The sequence below is a fragment of the Streptomyces sp. NPDC104096 genome, assembly GCF_055584385.1.
On sequence record NZ_JBVJMD010000062.1, the window covers coordinates 1 to 24981 of the forward strand.

Annotated in this window: 23 protein-coding genes and 1 pseudogene; 8 read left to right on the plus strand and 16 right to left on the minus strand. The window is 69.2% G+C overall.

Annotated elements, in window-relative coordinates; translation table 11 throughout:
• Positions 1–265 precede the first annotated feature (265 nt).
• Entirely contained in the window at positions 266–1015 is a 750-nt protein-coding gene (locus ACZ60B_RS36635) for an SDR family oxidoreductase (RefSeq protein WP_469394960.1), read from the plus strand.
• A 90-nt stretch (positions 1016–1105) separates the two neighbouring features.
• Here the strand turns inward: ACZ60B_RS36635 and ACZ60B_RS36640 are convergent, their stop codons facing one another.
• Together ACZ60B_RS36640 and ACZ60B_RS36645 are read right to left on the minus strand one after the other, a co-directional pair.
• Positions 1106–1312: a hypothetical protein gene (locus tag ACZ60B_RS36640; RefSeq protein ID WP_469394962.1), complete on the minus strand. Its 207-nt coding sequence runs from the start codon at positions 1310–1312 to the stop codon at positions 1106–1108.
• A 164-nt stretch (positions 1313–1476) separates the two neighbouring features.
• Entirely contained in the window at positions 1477–2487 is a 1011-nt protein-coding gene (locus tag ACZ60B_RS36645) for a helix-turn-helix transcriptional regulator (RefSeq protein WP_469394964.1), read from the minus strand.
• A gap of 93 nt (positions 2488–2580) precedes the next feature.
• Here ACZ60B_RS36645 and ACZ60B_RS36650 point away from each other — a divergent pair, with 93 nt between their 5' ends.
• Positions 2581–2979, plus strand: a complete 399-nt coding sequence (locus tag ACZ60B_RS36650) for a VOC family protein (RefSeq protein ID WP_469394966.1) — start codon at positions 2581–2583, stop codon at positions 2977–2979.
• 50 nt (positions 2980–3029) lie between these two features.
• Entirely contained in the window at positions 3030–3398 is a 369-nt protein-coding gene (locus tag ACZ60B_RS36655) for a leucine zipper domain-containing protein (RefSeq protein ID WP_469394968.1), read from the plus strand.
• A 78-nt stretch (positions 3399–3476) separates the two neighbouring features.
• On the opposite strand, the gene ACZ60B_RS36660 is transcribed toward ACZ60B_RS36655, so the two are convergent.
• Positions 3477–4322, minus strand: a complete 846-nt coding sequence (locus ACZ60B_RS36660; protein WP_469394970.1) for a hypothetical protein — start codon at positions 4320–4322, stop codon at positions 3477–3479.
• A gap of 505 nt (positions 4323–4827) precedes the next feature.
• Positions 4828–5931, minus strand: coding sequence for an FAD-dependent oxidoreductase (locus ACZ60B_RS36665; protein ID WP_469394972.1), 1104 nt, complete (start codon positions 5929–5931; stop codon positions 4828–4830).
• A 629-nt stretch (positions 5932–6560) separates the two neighbouring features.
• Between ACZ60B_RS36665 and ACZ60B_RS36670 the strand changes: the two genes are divergently transcribed.
• Positions 6561–6764 carry a hypothetical protein gene (locus tag ACZ60B_RS36670; protein ID WP_469394975.1) on the plus strand — a complete coding sequence of 68 codons (204 nt, stop codon included), beginning with the start codon at positions 6561–6563 and terminating at the stop codon, positions 6762–6764.
• A gap of 634 nt (positions 6765–7398) precedes the next feature.
• Here the strand turns inward: ACZ60B_RS36670 and ACZ60B_RS36675 are convergent.
• Positions 7399–8151, minus strand: a complete 753-nt coding sequence (locus ACZ60B_RS36675; protein ID WP_469394977.1) for a response regulator — start codon at positions 8149–8151, stop codon at positions 7399–7401.
• The gene (locus ACZ60B_RS36680) at positions 8148–9368 is read right to left on the minus strand and encodes a sensor histidine kinase (RefSeq protein WP_469395040.1); all 1221 of its coding nucleotides are present in this window, start codon (positions 9366–9368) and stop codon (positions 8148–8150) included. Before ACZ60B_RS36680 ends, ACZ60B_RS36675 begins: the two co-directional genes overlap by 4 nt.
• Positions 9369–9675: 307 nt before the next feature.
• On the opposite strand from ACZ60B_RS36680, the gene ACZ60B_RS36685 reads away from it, so the two are divergent.
• Complete coding sequence (locus ACZ60B_RS36685; protein WP_469394979.1) at positions 9676–10995, plus strand: glycosyltransferase family 4 protein; 1320 nt, start codon at positions 9676–9678, stop codon at positions 10993–10995.
• Positions 10996–11797: 802 nt separating this feature from the next.
• On the opposite strand, the gene ACZ60B_RS36690 is transcribed toward ACZ60B_RS36685, so the two are convergent.
• The 8 genes from ACZ60B_RS36690 to ACZ60B_RS36725 form a co-directional block, all read right to left on the minus strand.
• On the minus strand, positions 11798–12319 hold the full coding sequence (locus tag ACZ60B_RS36690) for an SMI1/KNR4 family protein (RefSeq protein WP_469394981.1): 522 nt from the start codon (positions 12317–12319) through the stop codon (positions 11798–11800).
• Positions 12320–12499: 180 nt separating this feature from the next.
• Positions 12500–12679 (minus strand): hypothetical protein, encoded by a 180-nt coding sequence (locus ACZ60B_RS36695; RefSeq protein WP_469394983.1) that lies wholly within the window; start codon positions 12677–12679, stop codon positions 12500–12502.
• A gap of 337 nt (positions 12680–13016) precedes the next feature.
• Positions 13017–13676: a DUF1963 domain-containing protein gene (locus tag ACZ60B_RS36700; protein ID WP_469394985.1), complete on the minus strand. Its 660-nt coding sequence runs from the start codon at positions 13674–13676 to the stop codon at positions 13017–13019.
• A gap of 322 nt (positions 13677–13998) precedes the next feature.
• On the minus strand, positions 13999–15045 hold the full coding sequence (locus ACZ60B_RS36705; protein WP_469394987.1) for a zinc-binding dehydrogenase: 1047 nt from the start codon (positions 15043–15045) through the stop codon (positions 13999–14001).
• A gap of 10 nt (positions 15046–15055) precedes the next feature.
• On the minus strand, positions 15056–15832 hold the full coding sequence (locus ACZ60B_RS36710) for an NAD(P)H-binding protein (protein WP_469394990.1): 777 nt from the start codon (positions 15830–15832) through the stop codon (positions 15056–15058).
• Positions 15829–16920, minus strand: a complete 1092-nt coding sequence (locus ACZ60B_RS36715) for an NAD(P)-dependent alcohol dehydrogenase (protein ID WP_469394992.1) — start codon at positions 16918–16920, stop codon at positions 15829–15831. The genes ACZ60B_RS36710 and ACZ60B_RS36715 overlap by 4 nt, the downstream gene beginning before the upstream one ends.
• A gap of 35 nt (positions 16921–16955) precedes the next feature.
• The gene (locus ACZ60B_RS36720; protein WP_469394994.1) at positions 16956–17840 is read right to left on the minus strand and encodes an aldo/keto reductase; all 885 of its coding nucleotides are present in this window, start codon (positions 17838–17840) and stop codon (positions 16956–16958) included.
• Positions 17841–17851: 11 nt separating this feature from the next.
• The gene (locus ACZ60B_RS36725; RefSeq protein WP_469394996.1) at positions 17852–19357 is read right to left on the minus strand and encodes an MFS transporter; all 1506 of its coding nucleotides are present in this window, start codon (positions 19355–19357) and stop codon (positions 17852–17854) included.
• A gap of 387 nt (positions 19358–19744) precedes the next feature.
• Here ACZ60B_RS36725 and ACZ60B_RS36730 point away from each other — a divergent pair, with 387 nt between their 5' ends.
• Positions 19745–20641, plus strand: a complete 897-nt coding sequence (locus tag ACZ60B_RS36730; RefSeq protein WP_469394998.1) for a helix-turn-helix transcriptional regulator — start codon at positions 19745–19747, stop codon at positions 20639–20641.
• 28 nt (positions 20642–20669) lie between these two features.
• Positions 20670–21689: an aldo/keto reductase gene (locus ACZ60B_RS36735; protein ID WP_469395000.1), complete on the plus strand. Its 1020-nt coding sequence runs from the start codon at positions 20670–20672 to the stop codon at positions 21687–21689.
• A 209-nt stretch (positions 21690–21898) separates the two neighbouring features.
• Here the strand turns inward: ACZ60B_RS36735 and ACZ60B_RS36740 are convergent, their stop codons facing one another.
• Complete coding sequence (locus ACZ60B_RS36740) at positions 21899–22600, minus strand: SMI1/KNR4 family protein (protein ID WP_469395002.1); 702 nt, start codon at positions 22598–22600, stop codon at positions 21899–21901.
• Positions 22601–22899: 299 nt separating this feature from the next.
• Between ACZ60B_RS36740 and ACZ60B_RS36745 the strand changes: the two genes are divergently transcribed.
• Complete coding sequence (locus ACZ60B_RS36745) at positions 22900–24081, plus strand: SMI1/KNR4 family protein (protein ID WP_469395004.1); 1182 nt, start codon at positions 22900–22902, stop codon at positions 24079–24081.
• A 126-nt stretch (positions 24082–24207) separates the two neighbouring features.
• Here the strand turns inward: ACZ60B_RS36745 and ACZ60B_RS36750 are convergent.
• A pseudogene (locus ACZ60B_RS36750) lies at positions 24208–24872 on the minus strand (transposase).
• Positions 24873–24981 lie beyond the last annotated feature (109 nt).

Here is a 24981-nt window from a genome sequence, read left to right on the forward strand (position 1 = left end):
GCAGAGGGGCCTACACCCTCCTGCCCGATGCACCAAAACCATTGGCAGAAAGCGGGTTGACCTGCAGAGATAAGCCTTAACTCCGCGGCATTGGCTCTCATGCTCATGAGTTGAGACGTCGAACACCTCCCTCAACGGCACGGGAGCCCTGTCCGTTGCGCACCCCGACCTCACACCGCCCCGTCACTTGATCAGTGGCCACGCCGAAAACGCTCAGTGATGCTTGGTGCGCGGACGATGTCCGCACCGGACAGGAGTAATGATCATGGGACAGCTTGACGGAAAGACGGCCGTCGTCACCGGAGGCAACAGCGGAATCGGGCTGGCCACTGCCAAGCGATTCGCGCGCGAAGGCGCCCACGTGTTCATCACCGGCCGCCGACAGGAGGCCCTCGACGCCGCCCTGGCCGAGATCGGCCACGGGGCCACCGCGGTAAGGGGCGATGTCGCCGACCTCGGGGACATCGACCGCCTCTACGCAGCCGTCGCCGAGCGGGGGCAGTCCATCGACGTGCTGTTCGCCAACGCAGGTGGCGGCGAATTCGCCGCTCTCGAACAGGTCACCGAGGAGCACTTCGACTCGACGTTCAACATCAACGTCAGGGGAATGCTCTTCACCGTTCAGAAGGCCCTTCCGTTCCTCAGCGACGGCGCGTCGGTGATCCTGACCGGATCGACCGCGGCGACTTCAGGCGGGGCCGCCTTCGGCGTGTACGCCGCATCCAAGGCCGCAGTCCGTTCCCTCTCCCGCACCTGGGCCAACGAACTCAGCGGTCGGGCCATCCGGGTCAACACCCTGGTACCCGGGCCGATCGTCACGCCGGGTATCAACGGACTGGCTGCCGACGCCGCCGAGGCCGCGAAAATGCGGGACGCCTTCGCCAGCCAGGTGCCACTGGGCCGGATGGGACACCCCGACGAGGCCGCTGCCGCCGCTCTGTTCCTCGCCAGCAGTGAAAGCAGCTTCGTCACCGGATCAGAGCTGTTCGTAGACGGCGGCCTCAACCAGATCTGACCGCTCCGGAGCGTGTGCGCAATCTCGGTGCGTTATTTGGTCCGTACTGCGTCGTCATGAGTTCACCGCTCACCGCGCGAGCAGGTTTCATTACGCAGCTGCCACGACACCGGCCCAGGTGAAGCCGTGCCTGCGGTCCGGCGCGCGCTGCTGTCCAGGTGTGCGTGATCCGGCCTGGTCGACGTCGCCCACCATCCTGGCGGGCGCCTCCGCGGCGAGCCGGTCGGCAGTCGTGGCGGCGTCGGCCGCCCGCAGGCGCGGCAGGCCGGGGCTGTAAAACGTTCGGCCCTGTCTCACATTCGGTGGTGACAGGCAGTCACGAGCACGGGGACTGGCTGCACCAGTGGGACCAGTTCATCACCCGCAACCTCTGACCGGCCGTGGGCACGCCTCGGGCCCGGACCTTTGGCGAGAGGTCCGGGCCCGACGGTCGTGAAGGGGCGCTGTCCAGCTGTGCCATCTCATGACATTGGCTCCTCGCGGCCAGGCCCGGCGGCGTAGGACGTGAGGCGATCGGCGAGCGCGGTGACGAGGTCGCGGAGTTCATCGGGGCGCTCGATGACGAACGGCCGGTCCAGTGAGGCGAGTACCGGGGGCAACCAGTCGAGCCGCTCCGCCCGCAGCTCGACGCGCAGCCAGCGCTCGGTCGCGCAGTCCTCGCCGGCCGCGGACTCGTGCTCCCCCAGGCTCGCGACGCTGGCCGGAAGGTGGGCGCGGATCTGCTCAACCGTCCCGTGGATCCGCAAGGTCACCTCATGCCGGTACTCGGCCGTGGCGAACCCTGACAACACGCGCTGCGCCGGACCGGGACCCACGGGTGCTTCGAATGAGCCGGGCAGGGTCCGTGCGTCTGCGATGCGATCGAGCCGGAAGGTTCGGTCCTCGCCGGTCTGGGCGTGCTTGCCCGTGACGTACCACCTGCCCCCATGGGCGACGATCCCGTACGCGTGCAGGATGCGTTCGCTGCGCCGTCCGCCGCGGTCGGTGTAGCGGATCGAGACCGGTCGGTGGTGGCGCACCGCATCGGCGATGGTGAGCAGGACCCCGGCGTCCGGGGTGTCGAACTCGCCGGGCTGATCCGTGAAGGCGAGAGCTTCCAGGAGTGTGTCGAGCCGACGGGCGAGGTGCTTGGGCAGCACCCGCCGGATCTTCGCCGATGCCGTCTCGCTTGCCGTGCGCTCCGTCGTCGTCAGCCCTGCCCGGCGGCCGGCGACCAGGCCGAGCAGCACGGCCAGCGCCTCGTCGTCGCTGAGCATGAGCGGAGGCAAGCGGTACCCGGGGGCCAGCCGGTACCCGCCGTAGCGGCCGCGCACCGACTCCACGGGCACATCCAGGTCGATCAGCTGGTCCACATACCGGCGCACAGTGCGCCCCTCGACGCCGAGACGGTCGGCGAGCTCGGTCACAGTCCGGGTGCCGCCCGACTGCAGCAGCTCCAGGAGTGTCAGCACGCGGCCGGTGGGTCGAGACATGGTGGCAGCCTAACGCGAATACAGGACCGATTCTGTCCACTATTTCTCCTAGCCTGCGACGAGCACGCTTCCAGCACGGCCAAGGAGATTCCCATGGACTTCGTCTCGATCCGCATCATCACCAGCGACGTCGCACGCCTCGTCGACTTCTACGAGCGAGCCACAGGGGCGCGGGCGACGTGGGCCACCGAGGACTTCGCCGAACTCAAGACCGCGGGCGCCACCCTCGCGATCGCCGGCACCCGCACCGTCCCGCTGTTCGCCCCGGGCTCTGCCCGCCCGGCGGACAACCACAGCGTGATCACCGAGTTCCTCGTCGACGACGTGGACCGCGTTCACCAGAACCTGACCGGCTTCGTCACCGACTTCGTCAACGAGCCCACCACGATGCCCTGGGGCAACCGGTCGCTGCTGTTCCGCGACCCCGACGGCAACCTCGTCAACTTCTTCACCCCCGTCACCCCGGCGGCCATCGAGAAGTTCACACGCTGACGCCACACACAGCCGCGTTCATGGGGAGCCCTGGGGTCCCAGGGCTCCCCATGAACGCGGCCACCGAGTCCAGGAGCGCCACCAGCAGGGGACATCGCAACGCACCGCTGTCCCCCGAAGGACGCCTGCGCTTGTGTCTGCGGGGCGACGCCGAACGCCCGATCCCGCACGTCGCTGCGGGAGCCGGGACCTCCCGCCGCTGCCTGGCCAAGTGGTACGCCCGCCGGCGCGCCCACGGCGAGAACGGACTGCTCGACCACTCCTCCCGCCCCACCACCAGTCCCGCCCGCACCCCCATGGACATCGCCGACCTGGTCGAGGCGCTGCGGCAGCAGACCAAGCACGGACCAGCCCGGCTCGCCGCCGACCTACAGCGACTGTGCGGGGCCATCCGCCACGAGCACGACAGGGACAGCTGAACGGCTCGTGACCGACCATGCCCGGAGGGAGCCTGACGGCTGACGCCAAGCAGCGTCCAGGTCTTCGATTGCGCTGGGCTATGTCTCGCACCTCCGTACCAAGCCGTCGTCGGTGACCTCGTAGACGCTCATTTCGAGCAGGCTCCGCACTGAGGGCGGCACCCTCAAGGCGTGGAACACGGAGGAGGACGGCACGACAAGGGCATAGTGGGTGCCTGGGGTTGTTTCGGTCATGCGGCGCAGAAGCTGTCCGTAGGCGATGTCTGCATCGGTGCCGGGTTCCGTGGTCCGCCCCTTGGCCTCGCCGACCAGCCGCTGAGCGCCTCGTACGGCTTCGATGTCGGTGTGGGGATCTGTGGGTGGGACTGGAGTCCAACCCTCTGCCACCAGCCATCGCCGGAAGGCGTCGACGACTCTGTCTTCGTCGCTCGCCCAACTGGCCTGCGGTGACACGCCCGTTCCCTGTGCTGCTGCGAGAAGGCTGCGAACCGCCTTGAGGTCGGCCTTGTGGTCCCTGCGGTGCAGTCGGCCCCGGCTGTTGGCGTCCAGGTCGGCGGGCCGGATCACCAGCAGGCGCAGGCCGTGGGCGGGGATCTCCGCGTCGCGTCGTGCGTCGTAGAGCGCCCGCTGCTCGCTGCGTTCCACTCCACTCACCGTCAGGCGCCCGGGCTTGTCGAAGAACGGCGTGGCCTGGTCGTGCTGTATCTCGCGGTACTCCACGACAAGCTTGTGCTCTGGCCAGTAGCTGTCGACCGGCAGTCTGGTCCGCCGCCCCGCGGCTCCCGGATCTCCGAGCAGCCACTCGAACCGGTACTCGCGAAGGCCCTGTTCGCCGAGGGCCTCGTCACACAGATCGAGCACGTACGCCTCGTCGCTGTTCTCTCTCCCGCCCATGTACCGAGATGCTGCCACGAGCCAGTGCAATCGATGCTCATGCTGCGCCTGGAACGACAGTTGCCGACGCCCTCACACGCCACGGCACGGCCCCCGCCGCCTGAGGCGTCGCCGGGCTTCGATCGGTTGTCGGCGGTGAACAGGTCTCCGGCCGGCCTTGCCGTGCCAGCCGCAGGGGTTTCGCGCTGCGGTGCCGCCGAGTTCGTCGCACACGCCGAACGTCTGGGGCCCGTCCGCAGTGTGCGGACGGGCCCCGTGATCGAGCGCCGGGCAGGCCCTGCACCTGCATTTCCCCGCGGGAAGCGGGGCGTCTTTCCTTGGACCACCAACGCGGCACCGGGACGCCGGAGTTCGGCGACCAGCTCATGGCCGATCATGGCCCATGGGTGCGCACGGAAGTGATGATCACGCCGACTATCGGGCGGTGGCGCGGCTGCGGCTGCGGCTGCGGCTGCGGCTGCGGCTGCGGCTGCGGGGATCTTCTACGCCGCCTGCGCCGAGACGGCGGCGTGGCCGTCGCCCGCCTGGTGCTCGGTCACCGGCGGCCCTCCTGCGCGGGGCGCCCCAGACGGAAGCGCGGGTGGGGTGCGGCACGGCCGGTGGCCAGGTCCGCCGCCAGTGCGCCGATGAGCGGGGCGAACTTGGCGCCGTGGCCGGAGCACGGAGAGGCGATGACGAACGGTCCGTGCCGGTCCAGGACGAAGTCCTCGTCGGGCGTGGTGGTGTAGAGGCAGGTGGCCTCGGCCACCGGGTCCGGATCGAGGCCCGGCAACCGGTCACGGACGAAACCGCTCACCCGGCTCCGCGACGACGCGTCGACGACCCCGCTGCGCGTACGGGCGGTGGTGGGCGTGCCCCGGTCGTGCTCGGCGACCTTCACCGCGGGAGACGGGCCCCCGTCGGTCCCGGACGGCAGCCCGTAGAGCTGCAGCTCTCCGTCCCAGACCAGGGTGGGCCACTGGACGTCCGGATCGCGCTGGCGAAAATGGAAGACCTGCTGCTGGGTCACCCGCAACGACGGCAGGGTGACGGGCAGTCCGAGTTCGGGCAGCCAGGCTCCGGCGGCGATCACCACCGTGTCGGTGACGGTCTCCTGGCCCGTGTCCGCGTGCAGCAGCACCCGCCCGTCGGGCAGGACGTCGATACCGCTGACCCGGGCGCCGAGGACCACCGTCGCCCCGTGGTCCATCGCCCGCCGCACGCAGGCCCGCACGGTGGCGTCCGCGTCGACCACGCCGGCGTCCGGGTGGTACAGCACGGGTCCCGTGACACGGATGTGCGGCCAACGTTCCGCCGCGGCTCGCGTACCTAGGAGTTCATGGGGCACGCCGGCCGCGCCGAGCAGCCCGGCGATCGCCTCCGGGCTTCCGCGCTCGGCCATGTCCAGGCCGCCGGTCTTGCGCAGCAGGCGGGTGGAACTGTCGTCTTCCAGTTCCCGCCACTGTTCCTCGGCCTGCCCGGTCAGCCGGATGTAGAAGGGGTCCTTGTACGCCCGCCGGAAGATGCGTGAGCTGCCGTGCGAGCTGCCGCGCCGGTGCCCGATGTCGTAGGCCTCGATCAGTGTGACCTCATGGCCACGGCGTGCCAGTTGCCAGGCGGTGGCCGCGCCCATCAAGCCGGCGCCGACGACGGTGATCACAGTCCCTCCTCAGGAACCCGGTTGGTACCGGCGAGCGGGACGCGGAGTGTGGTCGCGGACTCGACGGCAAAAACAACAACATTCTCCGGTGTCACGGACGTGGGCGGGACCGCGGACCCGGATCACCGCACCGCCGGGCCCGGTGGCTTCCGACGCGTGCTTTCGGCTTGTGGTGCGGCGTGGGGCGGCGAGCGCGCGGGCCGCGATCTTCTGTGGTCCGGCCGGTTCCCGGCGTCGTAGGACCGGCAGGCGGCGGTGGAGGAGGAGCGGGGCCCGGTCGGGGCGTGGAGCCGCAGGGGCCCGGAAGGCCGATCGCCCCGTACCGCCGCGTAGGGGCGCAGGAGGGCGTTCGAACGGGGCACGTCGCTCCGAACCGTCGCCGTTCGTTCCCGGATCAGCCCGGAACTGGACGCGTCATGAGAGCACGGGTGTGCGAGGAGCGCGAGGGGGTAGGCACATCAACCGGAACGATTGCTTCCGCACCGCTGCGCGACCCGCATCGCACGGTGATCGCGTAGGCCGGGCGGAGCCAGGAGGAGAAGAGCATGAAGTTGACGCGACGGATCACGAGCGCAGTTGTTTGTGCCGCGTTTGCCGGCGGCGTTGTTGTGGCTGGTGGCAGCTCTGCCATGGCGGCCACTTCAGAGGCGGGCGAGCATCACCAGGTCTCCGTCGCCACGGCCGGTGGCAAGGGACACGGGACAGCGCAGCAGGCCGCAGATCCGTGGATCGCCGGACAGCTCGCGGACTTCTACCCCTCGGCGGCCCACCGGCTGGCGGTGTTCGATCCGTGGGTCAAGGACCAGTTGGCCCTGTCACGACCGGGCCAGTGAGGGCGGCGGGTTGTCCGGGAGTTCCCGGTCCACCCGCGGCGATCGCCGAGCTGCCTGAGCGACCGTCCCTGGCGCCCGGTCGCTCGGAGTGAGGTAACGCAGGCGCGCTGTCAGGTCGCGCCGGGCCGTGACCGGTGTGGCCGCACAGCCGGCGGGGGCGACGTCGCGATGCGGGCGGACGGTCGCGGGCCGCCACCCCGGTTGCAGACCTGTTACGGAGGGCGCAGATACCTCACCTCAGGGTGATGCGGACCACCTCTCACGGTACGGCGCCAGGAACGTGGTCAGCGCCGCCCGGTGCACCCAGGTCCTGGCCGTATCGCCGACTCGCGTCGGTGACCGCGCGGCGGACCGGGCGACGAGGCATTCCCCGGGGACCGACGAAGGCTCGACGAGCTCGCCACATTCGTCGTCGCCGTCGACCAGTCGCCGGCCGTGCCGAGCCGTGCCGGCGCTTCGGATACCGAGTTGCGGTCCGTGGCCCGGCTCGCGTGCACCACGTCGGCGGACACCCTCGCCCGAGGCCGACGGGCACAGGCTCCGCACGACCTTCCCGACGTCGCCGCCGTCGCCGCCGTCGCGCAGAGCGTGGAGAAAGCCCGGCCCGGCCGTCCGCTCTCGTGGGCCTGGCTCCTCACGGCAGCAGGCGGTGCTGGGCGGCCTTCGCCACTGCGGCGGCCCTGGTCTGCACGCCCAGCTTGGTGTATATGCGGCCCAGATGGGTCTTGACCGTGGCCTCACTGAGAAAGAGGACCCGCGCGATCTCCCGGTTGGTGAGGCCGCCGGCCAGCTGGCCGAGGATGCCCCGTTCCCGTTGGGTCAGGGCGGGTCCAGGCGTGCGGATCCGGGACATCATCCGATCGGCGACGGTTCCCGACAGCACGGTGCGCCCGGCGGCGGTGTCCCGGATCGCGGCGAACAACAGTTCCGGTCGCTCCGCCTTGAGCAGGTATCCGGTGGCGCCGGCCGCCAGGGCGCGGGCTATGTCGGCATCGGTGTCGAACATCGTGAGGACCAGGACCTGCGGTGCAGGTCTGCCGCGCGCACCGGGCGCGGCGGTGGCGACGATCCGTCGTGTCGCCGTCACCCCGTCCGTGCCGTCGCCGAGTTGGAGGTCCATGAGCACCACGTCCGGCCGCAGGCGCAGGGTCATCGCCAATGCCTCGTCCCCGCTCGCGGCCTCACCGACAACATCGATTCCTTCGGTGCTGGACAGCAGCGCCCGCAGTCCGGCCCGTACCACGGCGTGGTCGTCGCAGAGAAGGACACGGACGGTGGCGGGTTCGCGGGCGAAGTCCGTGCCGGTCGGTTCGAGGTCCTCGGCATGGCTGGTCGGAGCCGATCCTTCGGCCCTCTGGCCGTGTTCGGGGCTCTGCGGGAATCTCATGGTGTCTCCTCTGCCGGGAGCGTGCTGCGAGCGGCGGCGCCGTCGTACGGTCCGAGGGCCACGGACATGGTCACGACCGTTCCCTCACCGTGTGCGGACTCCACGCGGAGTGTTCCTCCGGCCCGTCTCGCCCTGCTCTCCATCAGGGGAAGACCGTGGCCGCGTGTGCGGGCCTCGCGGCGGTGCGGGATACGGCCCGGCTCGAAGCCGCGGCCGTTGTCGGCGATGTCGACGCAGACGGAGTCCTCTGAACAGGTCAGCGTGATGACAGCCCGGGTCGCCCCAGAATGCTCCCGTACGTTGGCCAAGGCGCCCTGACTCACACGAAGCAGCGCTGTCTCGACCGCCTCGGGGAGGTTCCCGGGTGTGCCGTCCAGCCGGAACTCGACGGCCGGGCCGGACGCGGGCTCCCCATCGGTCCCCGGCACAGCAGGCTGCTTGGCAAGTGCGCGCATCGCGTGCACCAGAGTGTTCCCATCGAGATCGAGCGGGACCAGGTCGCGGACGAACCGGCGCACCTCCGCCAGCGCGCGGCCCGCGCTCGCGGCGGCCTCGCGGATGTGTTCGTGCGCGGTGTCCGGCGCGATGTGCCACTGGCGTTCGGCGGCCTGCAGCAGCATCTGCTGGCTGGACAGGCTCTGGGCGAGGATGTCGTGAATCTCGGCCGACAGCCGCTGCCGTTCCTCCAGAGCACCGGTGCGCCGCTCGTTCGCGGCCAGTTCACCCCGGGCGCGGACCAGGTCGTCGATGAGCAGGCGCTGCCGGTCCGCCAGACGCCGACTGTGCAGCAGTACGGCTGTGACGACGGTCCCGAGGGCGACCGGGGCGATCACCAGGTTGGGGTTGAACAGGCCGCTCGCCACACGGAGTTCGGAAACGACCACGAGGAGCGTCAGCACTGAGGCAAGGGGCAGCGCGAGCGGCACCGGCAACCGGTGCACACCGGTGAAGAGCAGGGGCATGGTGCACCATGTCGCGCTCGGTTCGAGGGCGAGCAGGACCAGCCAGACGGCGAGCAGCATGCCCAGCCGAATCAGGTGCCGGGTGCTGGGCCGCTCGCCATGCCAAGGCGCGGGCGCCCAGATCGGTCCGCTCAGGTGGAGCACGCCGAAGACGAGGAAGAGCGCGAGACTCCATCCGGTATGGCCGTCCGGCCCATCGTAGGTGAGCAGCCGGCCGATGGAACCCGCGAGCAAGAGAACGAACGCGGCCTGCATGGCCACCTCGATCCACCACCCGTCGGGATCGGCACGTCCCAGAACCGAACCGTCGTGCTCCGTCACCGCTTGTTCATCCTTCTGCGCAGACCCTTCGCCACGGGTCGGTTCTCACCACGTCTACCGGCCACCCGGGTCCGGTGCATCATCCGATCGGCTGACATCGGCATGGCCTCTCCCGAGTCCCGACCGATCCATTCGTCCAGCGAACGCGAACCCGCCGCCGACGAGACTGCTGAACAGAACGACGTACAGCACCTCCCAACTGCTGTCCCACCCCCCGGCTCCCTACTGAAACGTCTCCCGCATGCACATTTCCTTCCTGCTCCACAATGCCTATGGCATCGGCGGCACGATCAGGACGACATTCAACCTCGCCGCGGCGCTGGCGGAGCACCACGATGTGGAGATCATCTCGGTGTTCCGGCATCGCGACGTGCCCTTCATGGGCGCACCCGCCAAGGTAGGCCTTACCCCTCTGGTCGACCTGCGCGCTGCCTGCGCCGACTACGACGGCGACGATCCCCGCAACACCCAGCCCGCCAGGGTCTTCCCGCGCGCGGACGGCCGGCACACGCAGTACAGCCGCCTCACCGACGAACGCATCGGCCAGCACCTGAAGAGACTGGACGCCGACGTGATCGTCGGAACCAGGCCCGGACTGAACGTGCACATCGCGCGCCAGGCGCAGCGCGCCGCCATCAGGGTGGGACAGGAGCACCTCACGCTCTCGGGCCACGGCTTCCGGTTGCGCCACGAGATACAACACCACTACCAAATGCTGGACGCCCTCACCACCGTGACCGAAGCCGATGCCCGCGCCTACCGGCGACTGGGCCTGCGCGGTGTGAGAGTGGAGGCGATACCGAACAGCGTTCCCGCCGCGTCTGTGGAACCAGCTGACGGCACCGGCAAGTTCGTCGTAGCGGCGGGTCGGCTCAATACCGTGAAGCGATATGACCTGCTCGTCAGAGCCTTCGCCCAGGTCGTCACCGCTCATCCGGACTGGCAGCTGCGGATATTCGGCAGTGGAGACACCACCGGCAACGAGAGACACGCCCTGTCTGTACTGATCCGCGATCTCGGACTCAGCCGCCACATCTTCCTCATGGGGCAGGTGAACCCCCTCGAACCGGAGTGGGTGAAGGGCTCCATCGCCGCGTCCACCTCCGACCGGGAATCGTTCGGCATGACCATCGTCGAGGCGATGCGCTGCGGTCTCCCCATCGTCGCCACGGACTGTCCGGTCGGACCACGCGAGATCATAGAAGACGGTGTCGACGGACGCCTGACAAGCCCGGGAGACGTGGACGGCATCGCGGCTGCGCTGCTCGAACTGATCGGCGACGACAAACTCCGGCGTCGCATGGGCGAGGCCGCCTTGAGGAATGCGGCCCGCTTCGACCCGGCACGCATAGCCCAGCGGCACCTGGACGTCTACCAGGGCCTGCTGCGGCGCGGTCCTGGACGACGCTCGCTCGGCTTCGTACGGCAAACCGCGCACCAGGCGGTTACCGACTCACTCGACACGGCACACGGGCTGCGTTCCTTGGCCCGCGGTGTCCTGAAGAAGTGCCGCACCGATGCGGAAGACAGATGCCGGACTCGACTACCTCGCCGGCTCTGATCAGTGCCTGTGTCCCATCCTGTTGCCGCAGAACACGGCGTCCTGCGGCTGGATGGTGATCGGGCTTGCCGTTCGGTCGAGCGTCGATGGACGCGGTGAGAAGAACGTCGAGGTGGTAACTCAGCGCCGTGTCAAAGCTGATGTCGGCATCCCGGTGCAGCCCCATCACGGCCGCGAAGACGGCGCCCGCGCTGCAACTGACGCCGACGGCTGCGCCGACCAGCAACTGTCAAGACCTGTGGATCTCCGATTGATCGCTAACGGTTGTCGCGGGGGCAGACGTGGCGAATTCGGTGATCTGGGCCAGCGGCGGTTTCCAGCTCTGCGCGGTGGCCACGATGAGGCAGGGGGCGTCGAGCGCGATCGGAACCCACGACTCGATGGACTGTTGCCCTCCTGGGGTCGGCGCCCCAGAAGGGATGGCCGACTGGCAGCGAAGACGCTGGGTGTCCAACCGGCGTGCGGACGCCGCACCTTGGACATAGGCGGCATCTCCGATGCAGAACGGCTCCGCCCCGGCTTCTGACAATCCCAGGGCGGAGCCTTGACGACGAGGTCGTCCATCCGAGCCAGGCGATGTCCAGGATGGGACCGGTGGTGCATGGCGCGGTTGGCGAAGTAGGTCATGGAGAGCTGGCCGACGGACGCGATCCGGATGTCCTCGCCCTCTGGATCCGAAGGGTGACCACCCCAACGGGAAACCGGCTCGCCCCGCATGTTCCATGATCGGTTGCGGTGCGGCCCCTCAAGGACTTCACATCGTCAAGCTTGAAAGAGAGCCGAGGGCCACTGCCCCGACGCGTCACTCGAAGAGTTGTCTCGGGGTGTAAGAAGATGAGTCCACCACGTAAGCGATGAGGTCACTGAAGGTGTGGAAGAACATGTTGTCTCCAGCACCGGTCCACCAGTAATGCTCTGCCGTCCTGCTACCACCGAGCATCAGGACACCCGCAGATCCGTCAACATTGACGAAGACAGGAAAGACTTGGGTGGCAGACGGCAGGCCAACCTCGTCCAGTGGACCGGTCTCCAGGACCATGTCGCGGAACATCAAGGCCAGTTGGCTCCGCTCCGGATCCTCCCAGTCACGGCATCCCATGAGCGGCATCGTGATCCGAAATCCGTCCAACCCGTCCGTCAGGGACAGAAAATTCCGGTACTCCGGATCCAGCGACTGTCCCGCTCTGGCTTCCAGTGCCTCGATCTGTGCAGACGTCCCCGGGGGCCTCAGTGCGGGCATTTCCTCGGGATCCAAGGGCGAAGAAGCGAGATACTCGCGTGTCCTCGCGCGCATCAACTCACCGATGAGCATCCACATTTTCATGATTTCACTCTCGCTTTGCAATCAAAATCAGCTCTCGGCGCCGGTATCCGCCTTGAAGGCGGCCTCGGGCGTTGCCGCCGGCGTAGGCTCGCATTGCTCCGACGGCGGTGGTATCAGGCAGGACCGATGAGCGGTCACGGTGCGTTCGACCGCGTGGGCCAGGTCAGCAGCCCGCCCGACTCACAGGTCCGCGAAGGGGTCCGTTGACTTGCCGGTCCAGGGATCCACTCCCTCATCCAGAAGCCTTTCCTCGTCCCTGAAGTTCAGAAAGCGGGCGCTACCCCGGCTCCACAGCGTGGTGACGCTGAGCGGACACTCATCAAAGTCGGAACGCAGGACGCGCAGGATGAACTCCGCCATACCGCACTCGTAAACGGCCCACCCTCCGCCCTGACGTGCCCACACTGCCACTGGCCAGCGCTCCGGGTCAGGGTCCGAGGTGACCCAGCACAGCGCGTCAGCCCCGTTCGTCTGACCCCAGACGACCATATCCGCCAAGCCGGGCCGGAAACCGGGGCCGGCATCTTGCCAGTCGCTCTGTGCAGACTGAGCGCCGGCCTTCTTGTGTCCTGACATTCGGTCTAGAGGGTGAACGTCGGGTCTGCTCTTCGACTACTGAGAAACCCGCAGTTCAGGTGCCTGGAACCCGTCTGGGGCCGTCTCGGGTTTACAGAGCCGGTGTGCTGGCGCCCGAAGGTCACGAGCAGTCGAACCAGTGCCCGATGGGGCGCTCAGGACAGGTACGGCACTCGAAGATGTAGACACCGCCGGCGTCGCCCAGGTGCAGTCCGGCAGGATTGTGGGCGTTGTCCTTCCATCGTCGGCCGCCCGGTTCGCTCTCGTCGGCCCGGTCCTCCTCGGGAAGCCACGTGCGCCAGGACTCGCCGTCGAATTCCCAGCTGGACACGGTCAGAAGGTGCTCCATCCGGCTGCCGCACCCTTCACAGTCGGGCCATACCGGTTCCTGATCCCAGCTCGGATAGCCACCCAGTTTGATCCCGGGGGCCTCCGCAAGGTGGTAGGAGTAGTACAGGCCGGTTTCGGCGAGCAGTGCGTCGAAGCGGCCTCTGAGCACGTCGTAGACCTCGTCCGGCAGGTCCCGACTCGGGAACTCGGTGACTTGCTCGGGGTGGACCACACAGGGGGCCGGGTACCAGTCCTCGTCCAGCCCAGCCGCTGGTGCCGGGGTCGGCAGTACGTCGCCGACGGCACCGGAGTCCCGCCAGTAGACCTGGGGCAAGGGGTAGCAGAACTCGCCGTGGCCGTAGGGGCACCACAAGACCTGCAGCAGGTCCGTGCCTTCGGGAAAGGGCACGCCGGGCGCGTCGACACAATGGACCTGGACGATGGGAACCATGGGCACAGGGGGTTCCAGCCGACTCGCGGTGTCCATGGCGTAGTGCTCTTCCCGGCACACCGGCCACGCCTCCTCGGCAGGCCAGAGCAAAGGACCTCCGACAGAACTGTCCTTACAGTCCGGAGAACCGGGACGCGGATGCAGCCGGACGGACTGACGGCGGAAGGGGAGCAGCTCAGGAAACAGGCTCTCCACGTCCACCGGATGGTTGGGAGTGTGACGGGACATGCGCAGGACTCTAGAACTCCCCTATGACAGTCGGCCCGCCAGGGGCATGACGGCTGCGCTTGTCGCCCCATCGGACCGGTGCAGGGGTCTGGGCTTACGGCCGGCTGACCGTGAGGAGTGACTTGATCGCGCGGCGCTCGTCCATGGCGGCGTAGGCGTCGGCGATGTGGTCGAGGTCGGTGGAGTAGTCGAAGACGCGTCCGGGGTCGATCGTTCCGTCCAGGACGTGCTGCAGCAGCTCGGGGATGTAGTGGTGGGCGGGGGCGACGCCGCCCTTGATGCCGATGTTCTTCCAGAAGAGGGTCTTGTACTCGAACTTCTCGTAGAGCGGGACGCCGACGGCGCCGATCATGCCTCCGGCGCGGACGATGCCGGCGGCCGTCTCGATGGACTGGTCGGTGCCGACGCATTCGAGCGCGGCGTCGACGCCGGCGCCGTCGGTGAGACTGAGGACGGCCGTGACGGCGTCGTCCCCGCGTTCGGCGACGATGTCGCCGGCGCCGAACTCCTTCGCGAGAGCCTGCCGGTCGGCGTGACGGCTGAGCGCGATGATCCGGCCGGCGCCGAGGAGCTTGGCGGCCAGCACGGCCGACAGGCCGACTGCGCCGTCACCGACGACGGCGACGGTGTCGCCCTGCTTCACGCCCGCGCTCACGGCGGCGTGGTAGCCGGTGCACATGACGTCGGAGAGTGCGGTGAAGGAGGCGAGCTGGGCGTCGGTGAACCCGTCGGCCGGCGCGGGGACCTTCACAAGGGTCGCGTCGGCGTAGGGCGCGCGGACCTTCTCGCCCTGTCCGCCGTCACTCTCGCCGTCGCCGAAGGCCCCTCCGTGCTCGCAGTTGGACTCGAACCCGGCCCGGCAGGCGGGGCAGGTGCCGTCGTTGTAGGTGAAGGGGGCGATGACGAAGTCGCCGACCGCCAGGTTCTTCACGTCCTCGCCCACCGCCTCGACGACGCCGACGTACTCGTGGCCGATGCTGCCCACCTTGTGGGGGTTGATGCCTCGGTAGTACCAGAGGTCGGAACCGCACACGCAGCCCCGCACGACGCGGACGACGGCGTCGGTCGCCTCCTGGACGGTGGGGTCGGGGCGCTCTCCGAGCTCGATGTGCTTCTCGCCCCGGAAGATGGCTGCCTTCATGACTGTCTCCTCAGATGTCGGATATCGGGTGTCGGGAGATGTGGGCGTGACGTCGCAGGTCCGCGCGGACACGCTCGGGTTCTGCCTCCGGCCGCGCTCCGGGCCGGTCGCGGGCACCGTCCAGGTCGCCCGGCCGGTCGGGATCGGCTGCGAGGAACGCGCCCGGCCAGTCGGTGACAGCCGGGCCGTCGGCCGAGAAGACCTCCACGGTCCTGCCCCTCGCCGACGGGGTCAGCAGGGCCTGGACGATCGTCTCGGCGACGTGGCCGCGGCGGACGGGCCCGTACTCGGTCAGGTCGCCCTGGCGCAGGTCCACCCGCTGACGCGGGCCGCTCCCGGCATCGAACCAGCCGGGCCGGACGATCGTGTCCGGCAGGCCGCTGGCCCGCAGGAGGCGCTCACCGCGTCGCTTCCACCCCAGCAGCTCCCGCGACTGCCCGCCGGTCGCCGTGACCCCGATCGAACTCATCAGCACCACGGGCACGCGATGTCCGTCCAGTGCGTCGAGCACCGCGGGTACGGCGCCGTAGTCGACCGCGGCGTAGTCGCCGGACCCGTAGGGCGCACCGTGGGTCATCACGACGGCTTCGACGCCGGCGACGGCGGCGCGCACGGCCGTCGGGTCGGCCAGCTCGCCCGCCACCACCTCGACGCCGCTGGGCAGCGACCGCCGGGCGCGGTCGGGGTCGCGGGTGAGCACGCGCGGCAGGCGACCCAGCTCGAGCAGGCGGGCGGCGACGAGGCGTCCGATACTGCCGGTGCCGCCGATGATCAGGATGCTGTTCATGTCCGAACGGGCCGGCTGTGTGATGCCTTCAGCCCGGTGAAGGTCGAGCCGTCGATCACGAACCGGTAGCGGACGTCGGAGGCGTTGATCCGCTCGTAGGCGGTGTTGACGTCCTGTGCGCCGATCAGCTCGATGTCGGCGGTGACCTGGTGCTCGGCGGCGAAGTCGAGCATCTCCTGCGTCTCGGCGATGCCGCCGAACAGGGAGCCGGCGCAGGAGCGCCCGTTCTGCAGCAGGGGGAAGACGTCCAGTGGCATCGGCTGCGTGGTGACACCCACGCTGATCATGGTGCCGTGCAGACGCAGAAGGCCGAGGTGGTCCGCCAGTGAGATCGGCGCGCTGACGGTGTTGAGGATGAGGTCGAAGGTGTTGGCGAGCTCGGTGAAGGCGGTGCCGTCGCCGGTCGCGGCGTAGTGGTCGGCGCCGAGGGCCGCGGCGGCTTCGCGCTTGCTTTCCGACCGGGACAGCACGGTGACGTCGGCACCCATGGCCTTGGCCATCTTCACGCCGAGGTGGCCCAGGCCGCCGAGGCCGACGACCGCGACCTTGGTTCCGGGACCGGCGGCGAACCGCTTGAGCGGCGCGTAGACGGTGATGCCCGCACACAGCAGCGGCGCGGCGGCGGCCGGGTCGAGGGTCTCGGGGACGCGGACGACGAAGTCCTCGGGGGCGACGATCGTCTCGGAGTAGCCGCCTTGAGTGTGGGCGCCGGGCTCGGCGGGGTCGGGGCTGCCGAAGACGAGGGTGTGGCCCTTGAGGCAGTACTGCTCCTGCCCGGCCCGGCAGTTCTCGCACTCGCGGCAGGAGTTGGCCATGCAGCCGATGCCGACCAGGTCGCCGACCTCGTGGCGGGTGACGGCGGAGCCGGTTTCGGTGACGCGGCCGACGATCTCGTGCCCGGGCACGAGCGGGCTGACCGGGAGCGGGCCGAAGGAGCCGTCGACGAAGTTCATGTCGGAGTGGCAGATCCCGCAGTACAGGATGTCGAGCCTGACGTCGTGGGGGCCGACGTCACGGCGCTCGATGGTGACGGGGGCGAGCGGCTGACCGGCCTCGTGGGCGCCGAACGCGCTGACGGTGGTGGACATCGTGGTTCCTTCTTGCAGGTCGTACGGGGTGAAGGTCAGGCTTCGGGGATGGCGCGGCCGTAGTCGGCGAGGGTGACGTTCTCGGGCTCGGGGCCGCCGCGCCTGCCGGTCTCCAGCGCGTCCAGGGCCGACAGCTCATCCGCGGCGAGGTCGAAGTCGAAGACGTCGATGTTCTCGGCGATGCGGTGCCGCTTGATGGACTTGGGGATGACCGAGCGGCCCTGCTGGAGGCCCCAGCGCAGGAGCACCTGCGCGGGGCTCTTGCCGTGCGCGTCGGCGATGCGGGTGACGGCCGGGTCTTGAAGGACGCTTCGGCGGTCCTCGCCGTAGCCGGGGTAGAAGGTGATGCCCCCGATGGGGGACCACGCCTGGTCGAGGATGCCGTGGGCGGTGTCGAAGTCGAGGACGGCGCGCTGCTGGAAGTAGGGGTGGATCTCCAGCTGGTTGACGGCCGGGACGACATCGGTGGCATCGAGCAGGGCGCTCAGGTGGTCGGTCATGAAGTTGCTGACGCCGATGGCGCGGACCTTGCCGTCGGCCAGGAGCTTCTCCAGCGCCCGGTAGGCGTCGAGGGTCCGGTCGAAGTCCGAGGGGAGCGCCTGGTGGAGGATGAGCAGGTCGATGTGGTCGAGGCCTAGCTTGGCGGCGCTCTTGTCGAAGCCGTGCAGGGTTTCGTCGTAGCCGTAGTCGCTGATCCAGATCTTGGTCTCGACGAAGATCTCGTCGCGCGGGACGCCGGAGTTGCGCAGGGCCTGGCCGACTTCGCGTTCGTTGCCGTAGGCGGCGGCGGTGTCGATGTGCCGGTAGCCGAGCTCCAGCGCGGCCGTGACCGCGGCGATCGTCTCGTCGGGCGGGGTCTGGAAGACGCCCAGTCCGAGGGCGGGCATCTCGACGCCGTTGTTGAGGGTGAGGGTCTGCATCACGTAGTCCTTTACTTGCGGGACGCCCGTACGGGCACGATCAGGGTGAGGACGGCGGCGACGGCCAGGGCGAGCAGGACGGCGGAGCCCGTCAGCGCGGTGGCGGAGCGGGCCGCGATGTCGGGGGCCGCGTGACCGGTGGAGACGGTGGCGGCCACGGCCGTCAGGACGCTCAGGGCCAGTGCGCTGCCGATCTGGTGCACGGTGTTGACCAGGCCCGAGCCGGCCCCTGCGTCCTCGGGTGCGACGCCGTCGACGCCGCTGGAGGTCATCGGGGCCAGCGCCAGGCCCTGGCCGGCGCCGATGATCACCATCGGCAGGGCCACACCGGTCAGGTAGGGGGTGTGCAGGTCCAGGCGGCTCAGCCAGGCCATGCCCACGGTCGTCAGCGCGACCCCCGCGGCCAGGACCCGGGGCCTGCCGAACCGCTCCAGCAGCCGGGGTACGCGGACCGCGAAGACGAAGTTGACCAGCGTCATCGGCAGGAAGGCCAGGCCGGCCTGCAGAGGCGTCCAGCCGTAGACGCTCTGCACGAACTGCGCGGTGAAGAAGAAGAACCCCATCATCGCGCCCATGTAGAGCATCCGGGTGACGTAGGCGCCGGACCGCTCGCGGCTCGCGAACAGCCGCAGCGGCACGATCGGCTGCGCGGCCCGCCGCTCCGCCCCGACGAACAAGACCAGCATCACCGCGCCCGACGCGAGGGGGAGCCAAGTGGCCGGTGCCGTCCAGCCGTGGTCTGCGGCGTTCACGATGCCCCAGACCAGCGCGGTCGAGCCCGCGGTCGCCAGCAGCGCACCTGCGATGTCGAAACGGCCCCGCCGGCGGGCGGTCTCGGGGAGGAAGCGCACCGCCGGCACCATCATCACGATGCCGATGGGGACGTTCAGGAAGAACCCGGCCCGCCACGAGATCAGGTCCGCGACCAAACCTCCGACGACCAGCCCGAACGCCGCGCCGAGGCCGGCCACGGCGCTGTAGGCGGCCATTGCCCGGTTGCGGGCCTTGCCCTCCGCGAAGCTGCGCGTGAGCAGGGAGAGCGCAGACGGGGCAAGAACGGCGGCGCCGACGCCCTGCAGCGCCCGGGACGCGATCAGCCACCAGGCGCTCTGGGCGGCGCCCACCAGCAGCGAGGCCAGCGAGAAAACCACCAGCGAGTACAGGAAGACCTTGCGGTGGCCGAAGAGATCACCGGCGCGCGCTCCCAGGAGCAGCAGCCCGCCGAAGACCAGTACGTAGGCGTTGGTGATCCACGACAGGCCCGTCTCGGAGAAGCCCATGTCGGAGCGGATCTGCGGCAGCCCGGTGAACACGATCGAGTTGTCCAGGATGACCATGAAGTAGCTGACGCAGATGATCGCGAGGATCAGCGTCGAACGGGCCGGGCCGCCGGGGGAACGCCGCGCCCGGCGGCGCGGGGTGGTGGTCCTGTCGCCGCTCGGCCCGCCCGGACGGCTTGAGTCGGCGACCGGCCCGGCGGGGGCGTCGCCGGTGTCGTGGGTGGCTGCTGTGCGCACGGTCTTCCTCGCGTCGATCGGGAGTGCGGCCCGATCCCGGGCCGCCGGTCTGTGGCTTCTCCCAGGTAACGGCACCTCGCGGGGGCAGTGGGAGTCACTGCTCTTCCAGGTACTGGCGGTACCTCGCAGGCCTGTCCGGGCCGACCTACCGTGGAGGAGCCGGCACACCGAGCAGGCCGATCGAGAGGAGTCCGCCGTGCCCCTCCACTCGAGGTCGGGTCCGGCCCGGCGGTCGACGTGACTAGCCCGGTCAGAGCCGGGCCCCCGTTCCCGGACCGCTGTGCCGGCCGGCGTTCGGGCGACGCCCGAGACGGGCTTCCGCCGTGACGGCTCGCGCCGGGAGCTGTCCGCCGAGGGCGCGACAGTCAAGGACACCAGGAAATGAGCATGACCGACCACACCAAGAAGGACGTGGCCGCCGAGGTGCGGGAGTTCCTCAGCACCCGGCGGGCCAGGATCACCCCCGAGCAGGCCGGGCTGCCGGTCTACGGCGGAAACCGCCGTGTCGCGGGGCTGCGGCGCGAAGAGGTCGCCCTGCTGGCAGGCATGAGCGTGGACTATTACATCCGCCTGGAACGCGGCAACCTCGCCGGCGCCTCGGACTCGGTCCTCGAAGCCCTCGCGCACGCCCTGCAGCTCAACGAGGCCGAACGCACCCACCTCTACGATCTGGCCCGCGCCGCCAGCCCGTCCGGCAGGCGGCAGGCGGTGACCTCCTCGCGCGTCCGGCCGACGATCCTGCGGCTGCTCGACTCGATGACCGGCGTGCCGGCGTTCGTCCGCAACGCCCGCTTCGACATCATGGCCGCCAACGCCCTGGGACGAGCGCTGTACGCGCCTCTGTTCGACTCACCGCTGTTCGCGCAGCGCGGGCCGGTCAACAGCGCCCGCTTCCTGTTCCTCGACCCCGCCAGCCAGGACTTCTGGGTCGACTGGGACAAGGGCGCCGACGATGCCGTCGCCTTCCTGCGCACCGAGACGGGCCGCGCGCCGCACGACAGGGCCCTCACCGACCTGATCGGCGAACTGACCACCCGCAGCAGCGACTTCGCCCGCAGGTGGGCACGGCACGACGTGAAGTTCCACCGCTCCGGCCTGAAGAACCTCCACCACCCGCTCGTCGGCGATCTCGCACTGCCCTACGAGGCGATGGAACTGCCCTCCGACCCCGGCCTGCGCCTCAACTTCTACACACCCGAGCCGGACTCCCCGGAACAGCAGGCCCTGAACCTGCTCGCGAGCTGGACGACCACCGGCACGGTCGTGCCCTCCGGCAACGACTGACCCCCACACGAAAGAGGAGAACCACTCCATGCAGTACCGACCCCTGGGCCGTACCGGCGTCCAGGTCAGCCCGCTGTGCCTGGGCGCGATGATGTTCGGCCCCTGGGGCAACGAGGACGAGACCGACTCCGTACGGATCATCCACCGCGCCCTCGACGCGGGCATCAACTTCGTCGACACCGCGGACGTCTACTCCGCCGGCGTCTCGGAGGAGATCGTCGGCAAGGCGCTGAAGGGCCGTCGCGAGGACGTCTTCCTGGCCACCAAGTTCTTCATGCCCATGGACCAGAACGACCCCAACCAGCGTGGCGGCTCGCGCCGCTGGATCATCCGCGCGGTCGAGAACTCCCTGCGGCGGCTCGGCACCGACCACATCGACCTCTACCAGGTCCACCGGCCCAGCCCCGACACAGACGTCTCCGAGACCCTCGGCGCCCTCACCGACCTCGTGCGCCAGGGCAAGGTCCGTTACATCGGCTCCTCCTCCTACTCCGGCTCGCAGATCGTCGAAGCCCAGTGGACCTCGCGCGAGCGGAACCTGGAGCGCTTCGTCACCGAGCAGCCGCCCTACTCGATCCTGGTCCGCGGCATCGAGGAGGACGTCCTGCCCACCGCACGCCGCCACGGCATGGGCACCCTCACCTACAGCCCACTCGCCGGCGGCTGGCTCTCGGGCCGCTACCGCAAGAACGCCACCGAAGGCCCCGCCTCCGCAGCCCGCCCCCAGGCCCGCTTCGACATGAGCACCCCCGCCAACCAGCGCAAGCTCGACGCCGTCGAACAGCTCGCCGTCCTGGCGGAGAAGGCCGGCCTTTCCCTGATCGAACTCGCCGTCGCCTTCGTCATCAACCACCCCGGCGTCACCTCGGCGATCATCGGCCCGCGCACCATGGACCAGCTGGAGGCGTTCCTGCCCGCCGCCGACGTCACCCTGTCCTCCGAGGTGCTCGACGCCATCGACGGGATCGTCGCACCGGGCGTCACCGTCAACCCGGTCGACAACAGCTACGGCGACTTCGAACTCCGCGCCGACCAGCGGCGCCGCTGATGCGTCCCACCCTGACCGGGGCCGGTTCCAAAGCTGAGCGCCGTAGTCGGCGAGGGGTGCCAGGTAAGTGGTTGTCTCTCTCCCGGTCGTGTGGCCGCCCAGGTCGAGCGGAGCGGTGAGTTAGGGACGGATACCGGAGTGGGCGGGTGGCGCGGAGGGAACTGCCGGTGCCCGCATGGGCTGGACATCGGAGGCCGCCGACCTGGGAACTACTGCGGGTCAGCACCGTCCTCCCAGGACCCCAGAGCTTCCCTCTCGCTTCGCTCGAGCCATTCGAGATACCAGGTGCGGAAGTTGTGGCGGCTTCCGTGCACATCGACGAACGGTACGTAGGGCGGATTGGTCCCAACGTCCCGGTCGCGGAGTTCTCCACGGTGCGGGCCGACGATGATGAGCCAACTGGTCATCCCGCACCCGTTGTCGCTGATGAGGATCGCGCCCCGATCACGCTGCTCGTGCCAGACCCGGTCTGCGGCGTCGCCGAAAACCTTGCAGTAGTCGTCGAGGTAGTCGTCGTCCTCGTCGCGGGTGGTGGGCTCGCACCCGGCAGCACGAAGGGTTGCCAGTTGTTGGTCGGCCCATTCTTCCGTCTCCACGAAGGGCTCGCTCGGGTCCAGCGGAACGGGGGCGCCGTCTTCCCGGACCCAGCCCCATTTCCCGTCGACCCGGCGCAACGATGTCAGCCCGAATTCGGGTCCGGGTCCGCCCGCGCCGGCCTCCGCCAAGAAGGTGCGGTACTCCTTGGGGAGTTCGACTCCGTATTGGGCCTCGACCTCGGCGATCTCTGCCGCAGTCAGGACCGGCTCGAAGACGGGGTGCTGGGGAGGCCCCCAGCCGCGTGTCCGATGCCGGGCCTCCACCAGCGCGATTACACGTTCCCGGACCCCCGACCAGCCCGTCTGTGTGTCCACGGCTCCTCCTGTCAATGGCGAACACGGACGTTGGTCCATGCCACTGACAACGGAGGTTCGCCTTTGGTGTCGCCGGAGTGGGTAACGGCGAAGGGGCAGCCGCGACGCCGCTCCCGTCCCATTCGCTCTTGAGTGGTGTTCGTCGGCCTCGCTTCACTTGGCGAGTGAGCACGTGAGTTGGCGGGGCCGAGTGGCAGACCTGGCGGGCAAGGCATCGAAGCAGGGCCGACCGGTGACTCCGCCACGGTGGCCGATGGGTGGCGATCAAGCTGTCAGTGGCTGTCCTTAGGGTCAGCCCCATGACGAATGACCTGGTTCAGGATTCATGGAACCGCATCGACGAGTGGCTGCGCGAACACGCGCCCCGCACTTTCGCCACGCTTGGGCCGCCCGCGGGACATGAGGAGATAGCGGCAGCGGAGAAGGAACTGGGCGTCGCCTTCCCTCCCGACCTGATCGCGTCACTTCTCCGGCACAACGGGGCGCTGGACGGGGCGGAAGCCTTCCGGTTCAGCACACACGACCGACTGCTCGCAGTGAGCGAGATCGTCGGGGACACCGAGTTCATGCGCGGCATCGTCGAGGATCTGGACGAGGAGGAGGCCGAGTACTACTGGAGCCACGCCTACCTGAAGTTCGGTTCCTACGGGGCGACGGCCGACGGTCTCACGATCGACTGCCGCCGTGGGCAGGACTCCTACGGTGCGATCGGACGGTTCTTCGACGAGACCGGCACCGATTTCGGGCGGGCCGACTCACTGGGTGGATATCTGGCGGCGCTGGCCGACCAGCTTGAGAGCGGCCCGGCCGGGGGCGCCGTCACGTTCAACGGCCGACTGTTCTGGGAATGGGCCCGGCCTCCCCGCCCGGAGTGGGGCAGTGCCGACGATCCCCTTCCCGGGCCGAATGCGCAGTTGCCGGAGCTGGACCTGTCCTGCAGTCCCACCGAAGTCCTCCATGTGGGCCTCCTGGACGGGCTTGAGGAACTCGGTGCGCTGCTCGCGGTCCTGCCGCGTGAGCAGGTGGCCGAGGCCGCGCGGAAGCAGCTGCGCAGAGTGGCCGTCGAAACGGGCCTGAACAAGTACCCGGAGATCGAGTCGGCCCTGGACGCGTTGGACCGGGGCGAAGCCCCGCCACGGCCGGAACAGGCCGGCCCGCTGGCCCTGCGACTGCGCACGGTGCTCGTCCAGGCGAACATCCACCGGGACGACCACCGCAGGTGGGCCGCGGAGAAGATGGCGCACGGGATCTGGGGCTCGCCCTACAGGTCCGTGTGCGAGAGTGCGAGCATCCGCAGCCACCTCACCGTCGACTGGCGTGCAGATCTGCATGCGGACCTGGGCAACCCGCCCCTGCCACCGATACCTGACGATCGCTTCTGGGGAACCCTGCGCAACCCCGCCATCGACTCCGGCTGGTACGCAGCTCAATACAGCCCCAGTGCCGACGAAGGCGGCTTTCACGGCGCCGATGCACTGTGACGGCGAAGCCCCGCCTGCGGGCATCCCGGCGGGGCGGCTGTCGGCAAGGTGTCGTTTCCTTCGGCAAGATGCCGGTTGCGTCGGGACTCCTTGAGATCGTCAGCTAGGGCCTGTGTGATGTTGTGATCAGCTGGCGGCCTTGAGGAGGTCGTTGATCCAGACCATCGCGGCGCGGAGATGGAGGCCGGCGAGGCAGCTCTCGGGCGACTTGTCGTATCGGGTAGCGATGCCTCGCCAGGCCTTCAGTTTGCTGATCAGGCGCTCGACGGCGTTGCGTTCCTTGTAGAGATCGACGTCGCGGCTGACGGGCCGGCCGCCTCCGGCGCCCTTCTTCTTCCGGTTGGCGGCCTGGTCCCTCTTCTCAAAAATGACCGCTTCGACGTTGCGTCTGCGCAGGTAGGCACGGTTTCCGCGGGACGAATAGGCCTTGTCCCCAGCGACCGCACCGGGCCTGGTGAAAAGACGGCCGACAGGCAGCCGGACCCGCACCCTTTGCAGGACGGGGACGAACTGTGGACTGCCGGACGCGCCGCCGTTCGGCCTGTCCGTTCTGCTCCTGCGCACCGCCCCCTTTTGCCGGGCCCGCTCCTGCTCCCGCGCGGCCTCCTCCAGCACCCTCATGAGGTCATCGCTCACCCGCGTCCCCGCCGCGTCTGCCCACTGGACCGGAACCGCCAGATCACTCCCTCGAACTGCTCTCGCAGCCGCTCGGGACAGGGGCCGTACTCACCGATCGGCAGGTACGGCTCGATGAACTCCCACTGATCGTCGGTGAGTTGCCTGCGAGTCACAGCCAATGTCCTACCGGGTCCCACCACCCGAAGAGGGAAGAACCCACCAACTGATCACAACATCACACAGACCCTGGTACCTGCCACTGGCAGTCCCCTGCAGCAACGG

Bases quoted from the DNA above. Each gene is read 5' to 3' on its own strand.
- ACZ60B_RS36635 (WP_469394960.1), top strand. From the start codon at position 266: ATGGGACAGCTTGACGGAAAGACGGCCGTCGTCACCGGAGGCAACAGC.
- ACZ60B_RS36645 (WP_469394964.1), bottom strand. From the start codon at position 2,487: ATGTCTCGACCCACCGGCCGCGTGCTGACACTCCTGGAGCTGCTGCAG.
- ACZ60B_RS36650 (WP_469394966.1), top strand. From the start codon at position 2,581: ATGGACTTCGTCTCGATCCGCATCATCACCAGCGACGTCGCACGCCTC.
- ACZ60B_RS36655 (WP_469394968.1), top strand. From the start codon at position 3,030: ATGAACGCGGCCACCGAGTCCAGGAGCGCCACCAGCAGGGGACATCGC.
- ACZ60B_RS36670 (WP_469394975.1), top strand. From the start codon at position 6,561: ATGGCGGCCACTTCAGAGGCGGGCGAGCATCACCAGGTCTCCGTCGCC.
- ACZ60B_RS36675 (WP_469394977.1), bottom strand. From the start codon at position 8,151: ATGAGATTCCCGCAGAGCCCCGAACACGGCCAGAGGGCCGAAGGATCG.
- ACZ60B_RS36680 (WP_469395040.1), bottom strand. From the start codon at position 9,368: ATGCAGGCCGCGTTCGTTCTCTTGCTCGCGGGTTCCATCGGCCGGCTG.
- ACZ60B_RS36685 (WP_469394979.1), top strand. From the start codon at position 9,676: ATGCACATTTCCTTCCTGCTCCACAATGCCTATGGCATCGGCGGCACG.
- ACZ60B_RS36690 (WP_469394981.1), bottom strand. From the start codon at position 12,319: ATGAAAATGTGGATGCTCATCGGTGAGTTGATGCGCGCGAGGACACGC.
- ACZ60B_RS36695 (WP_469394983.1), bottom strand. From the start codon at position 12,679: ATGGCGGAGTTCATCCTGCGCGTCCTGCGTTCCGACTTTGATGAGTGT.
- ACZ60B_RS36700 (WP_469394985.1), bottom strand. From the start codon at position 13,676: ATGGTTCCCATCGTCCAGGTCCATTGTGTCGACGCGCCCGGCGTGCCC.
- ACZ60B_RS36705 (WP_469394987.1), bottom strand. From the start codon at position 15,045: ATGAAGGCAGCCATCTTCCGGGGCGAGAAGCACATCGAGCTCGGAGAG.
- ACZ60B_RS36710 (WP_469394990.1), bottom strand. From the start codon at position 15,832: ATGAACAGCATCCTGATCATCGGCGGCACCGGCAGTATCGGACGCCTC.
- ACZ60B_RS36715 (WP_469394992.1), bottom strand. From the start codon at position 16,920: ATGTCCACCACCGTCAGCGCGTTCGGCGCCCACGAGGCCGGTCAGCCG.
- ACZ60B_RS36720 (WP_469394994.1), bottom strand. From the start codon at position 17,840: ATGCAGACCCTCACCCTCAACAACGGCGTCGAGATGCCCGCCCTCGGA.
- ACZ60B_RS36730 (WP_469394998.1), top strand. From the start codon at position 19,745: ATGACCGACCACACCAAGAAGGACGTGGCCGCCGAGGTGCGGGAGTTC.
- ACZ60B_RS36735 (WP_469395000.1), top strand. From the start codon at position 20,670: ATGCAGTACCGACCCCTGGGCCGTACCGGCGTCCAGGTCAGCCCGCTG.
- ACZ60B_RS36745 (WP_469395004.1), top strand. From the start codon at position 22,900: ATGACGAATGACCTGGTTCAGGATTCATGGAACCGCATCGACGAGTGG.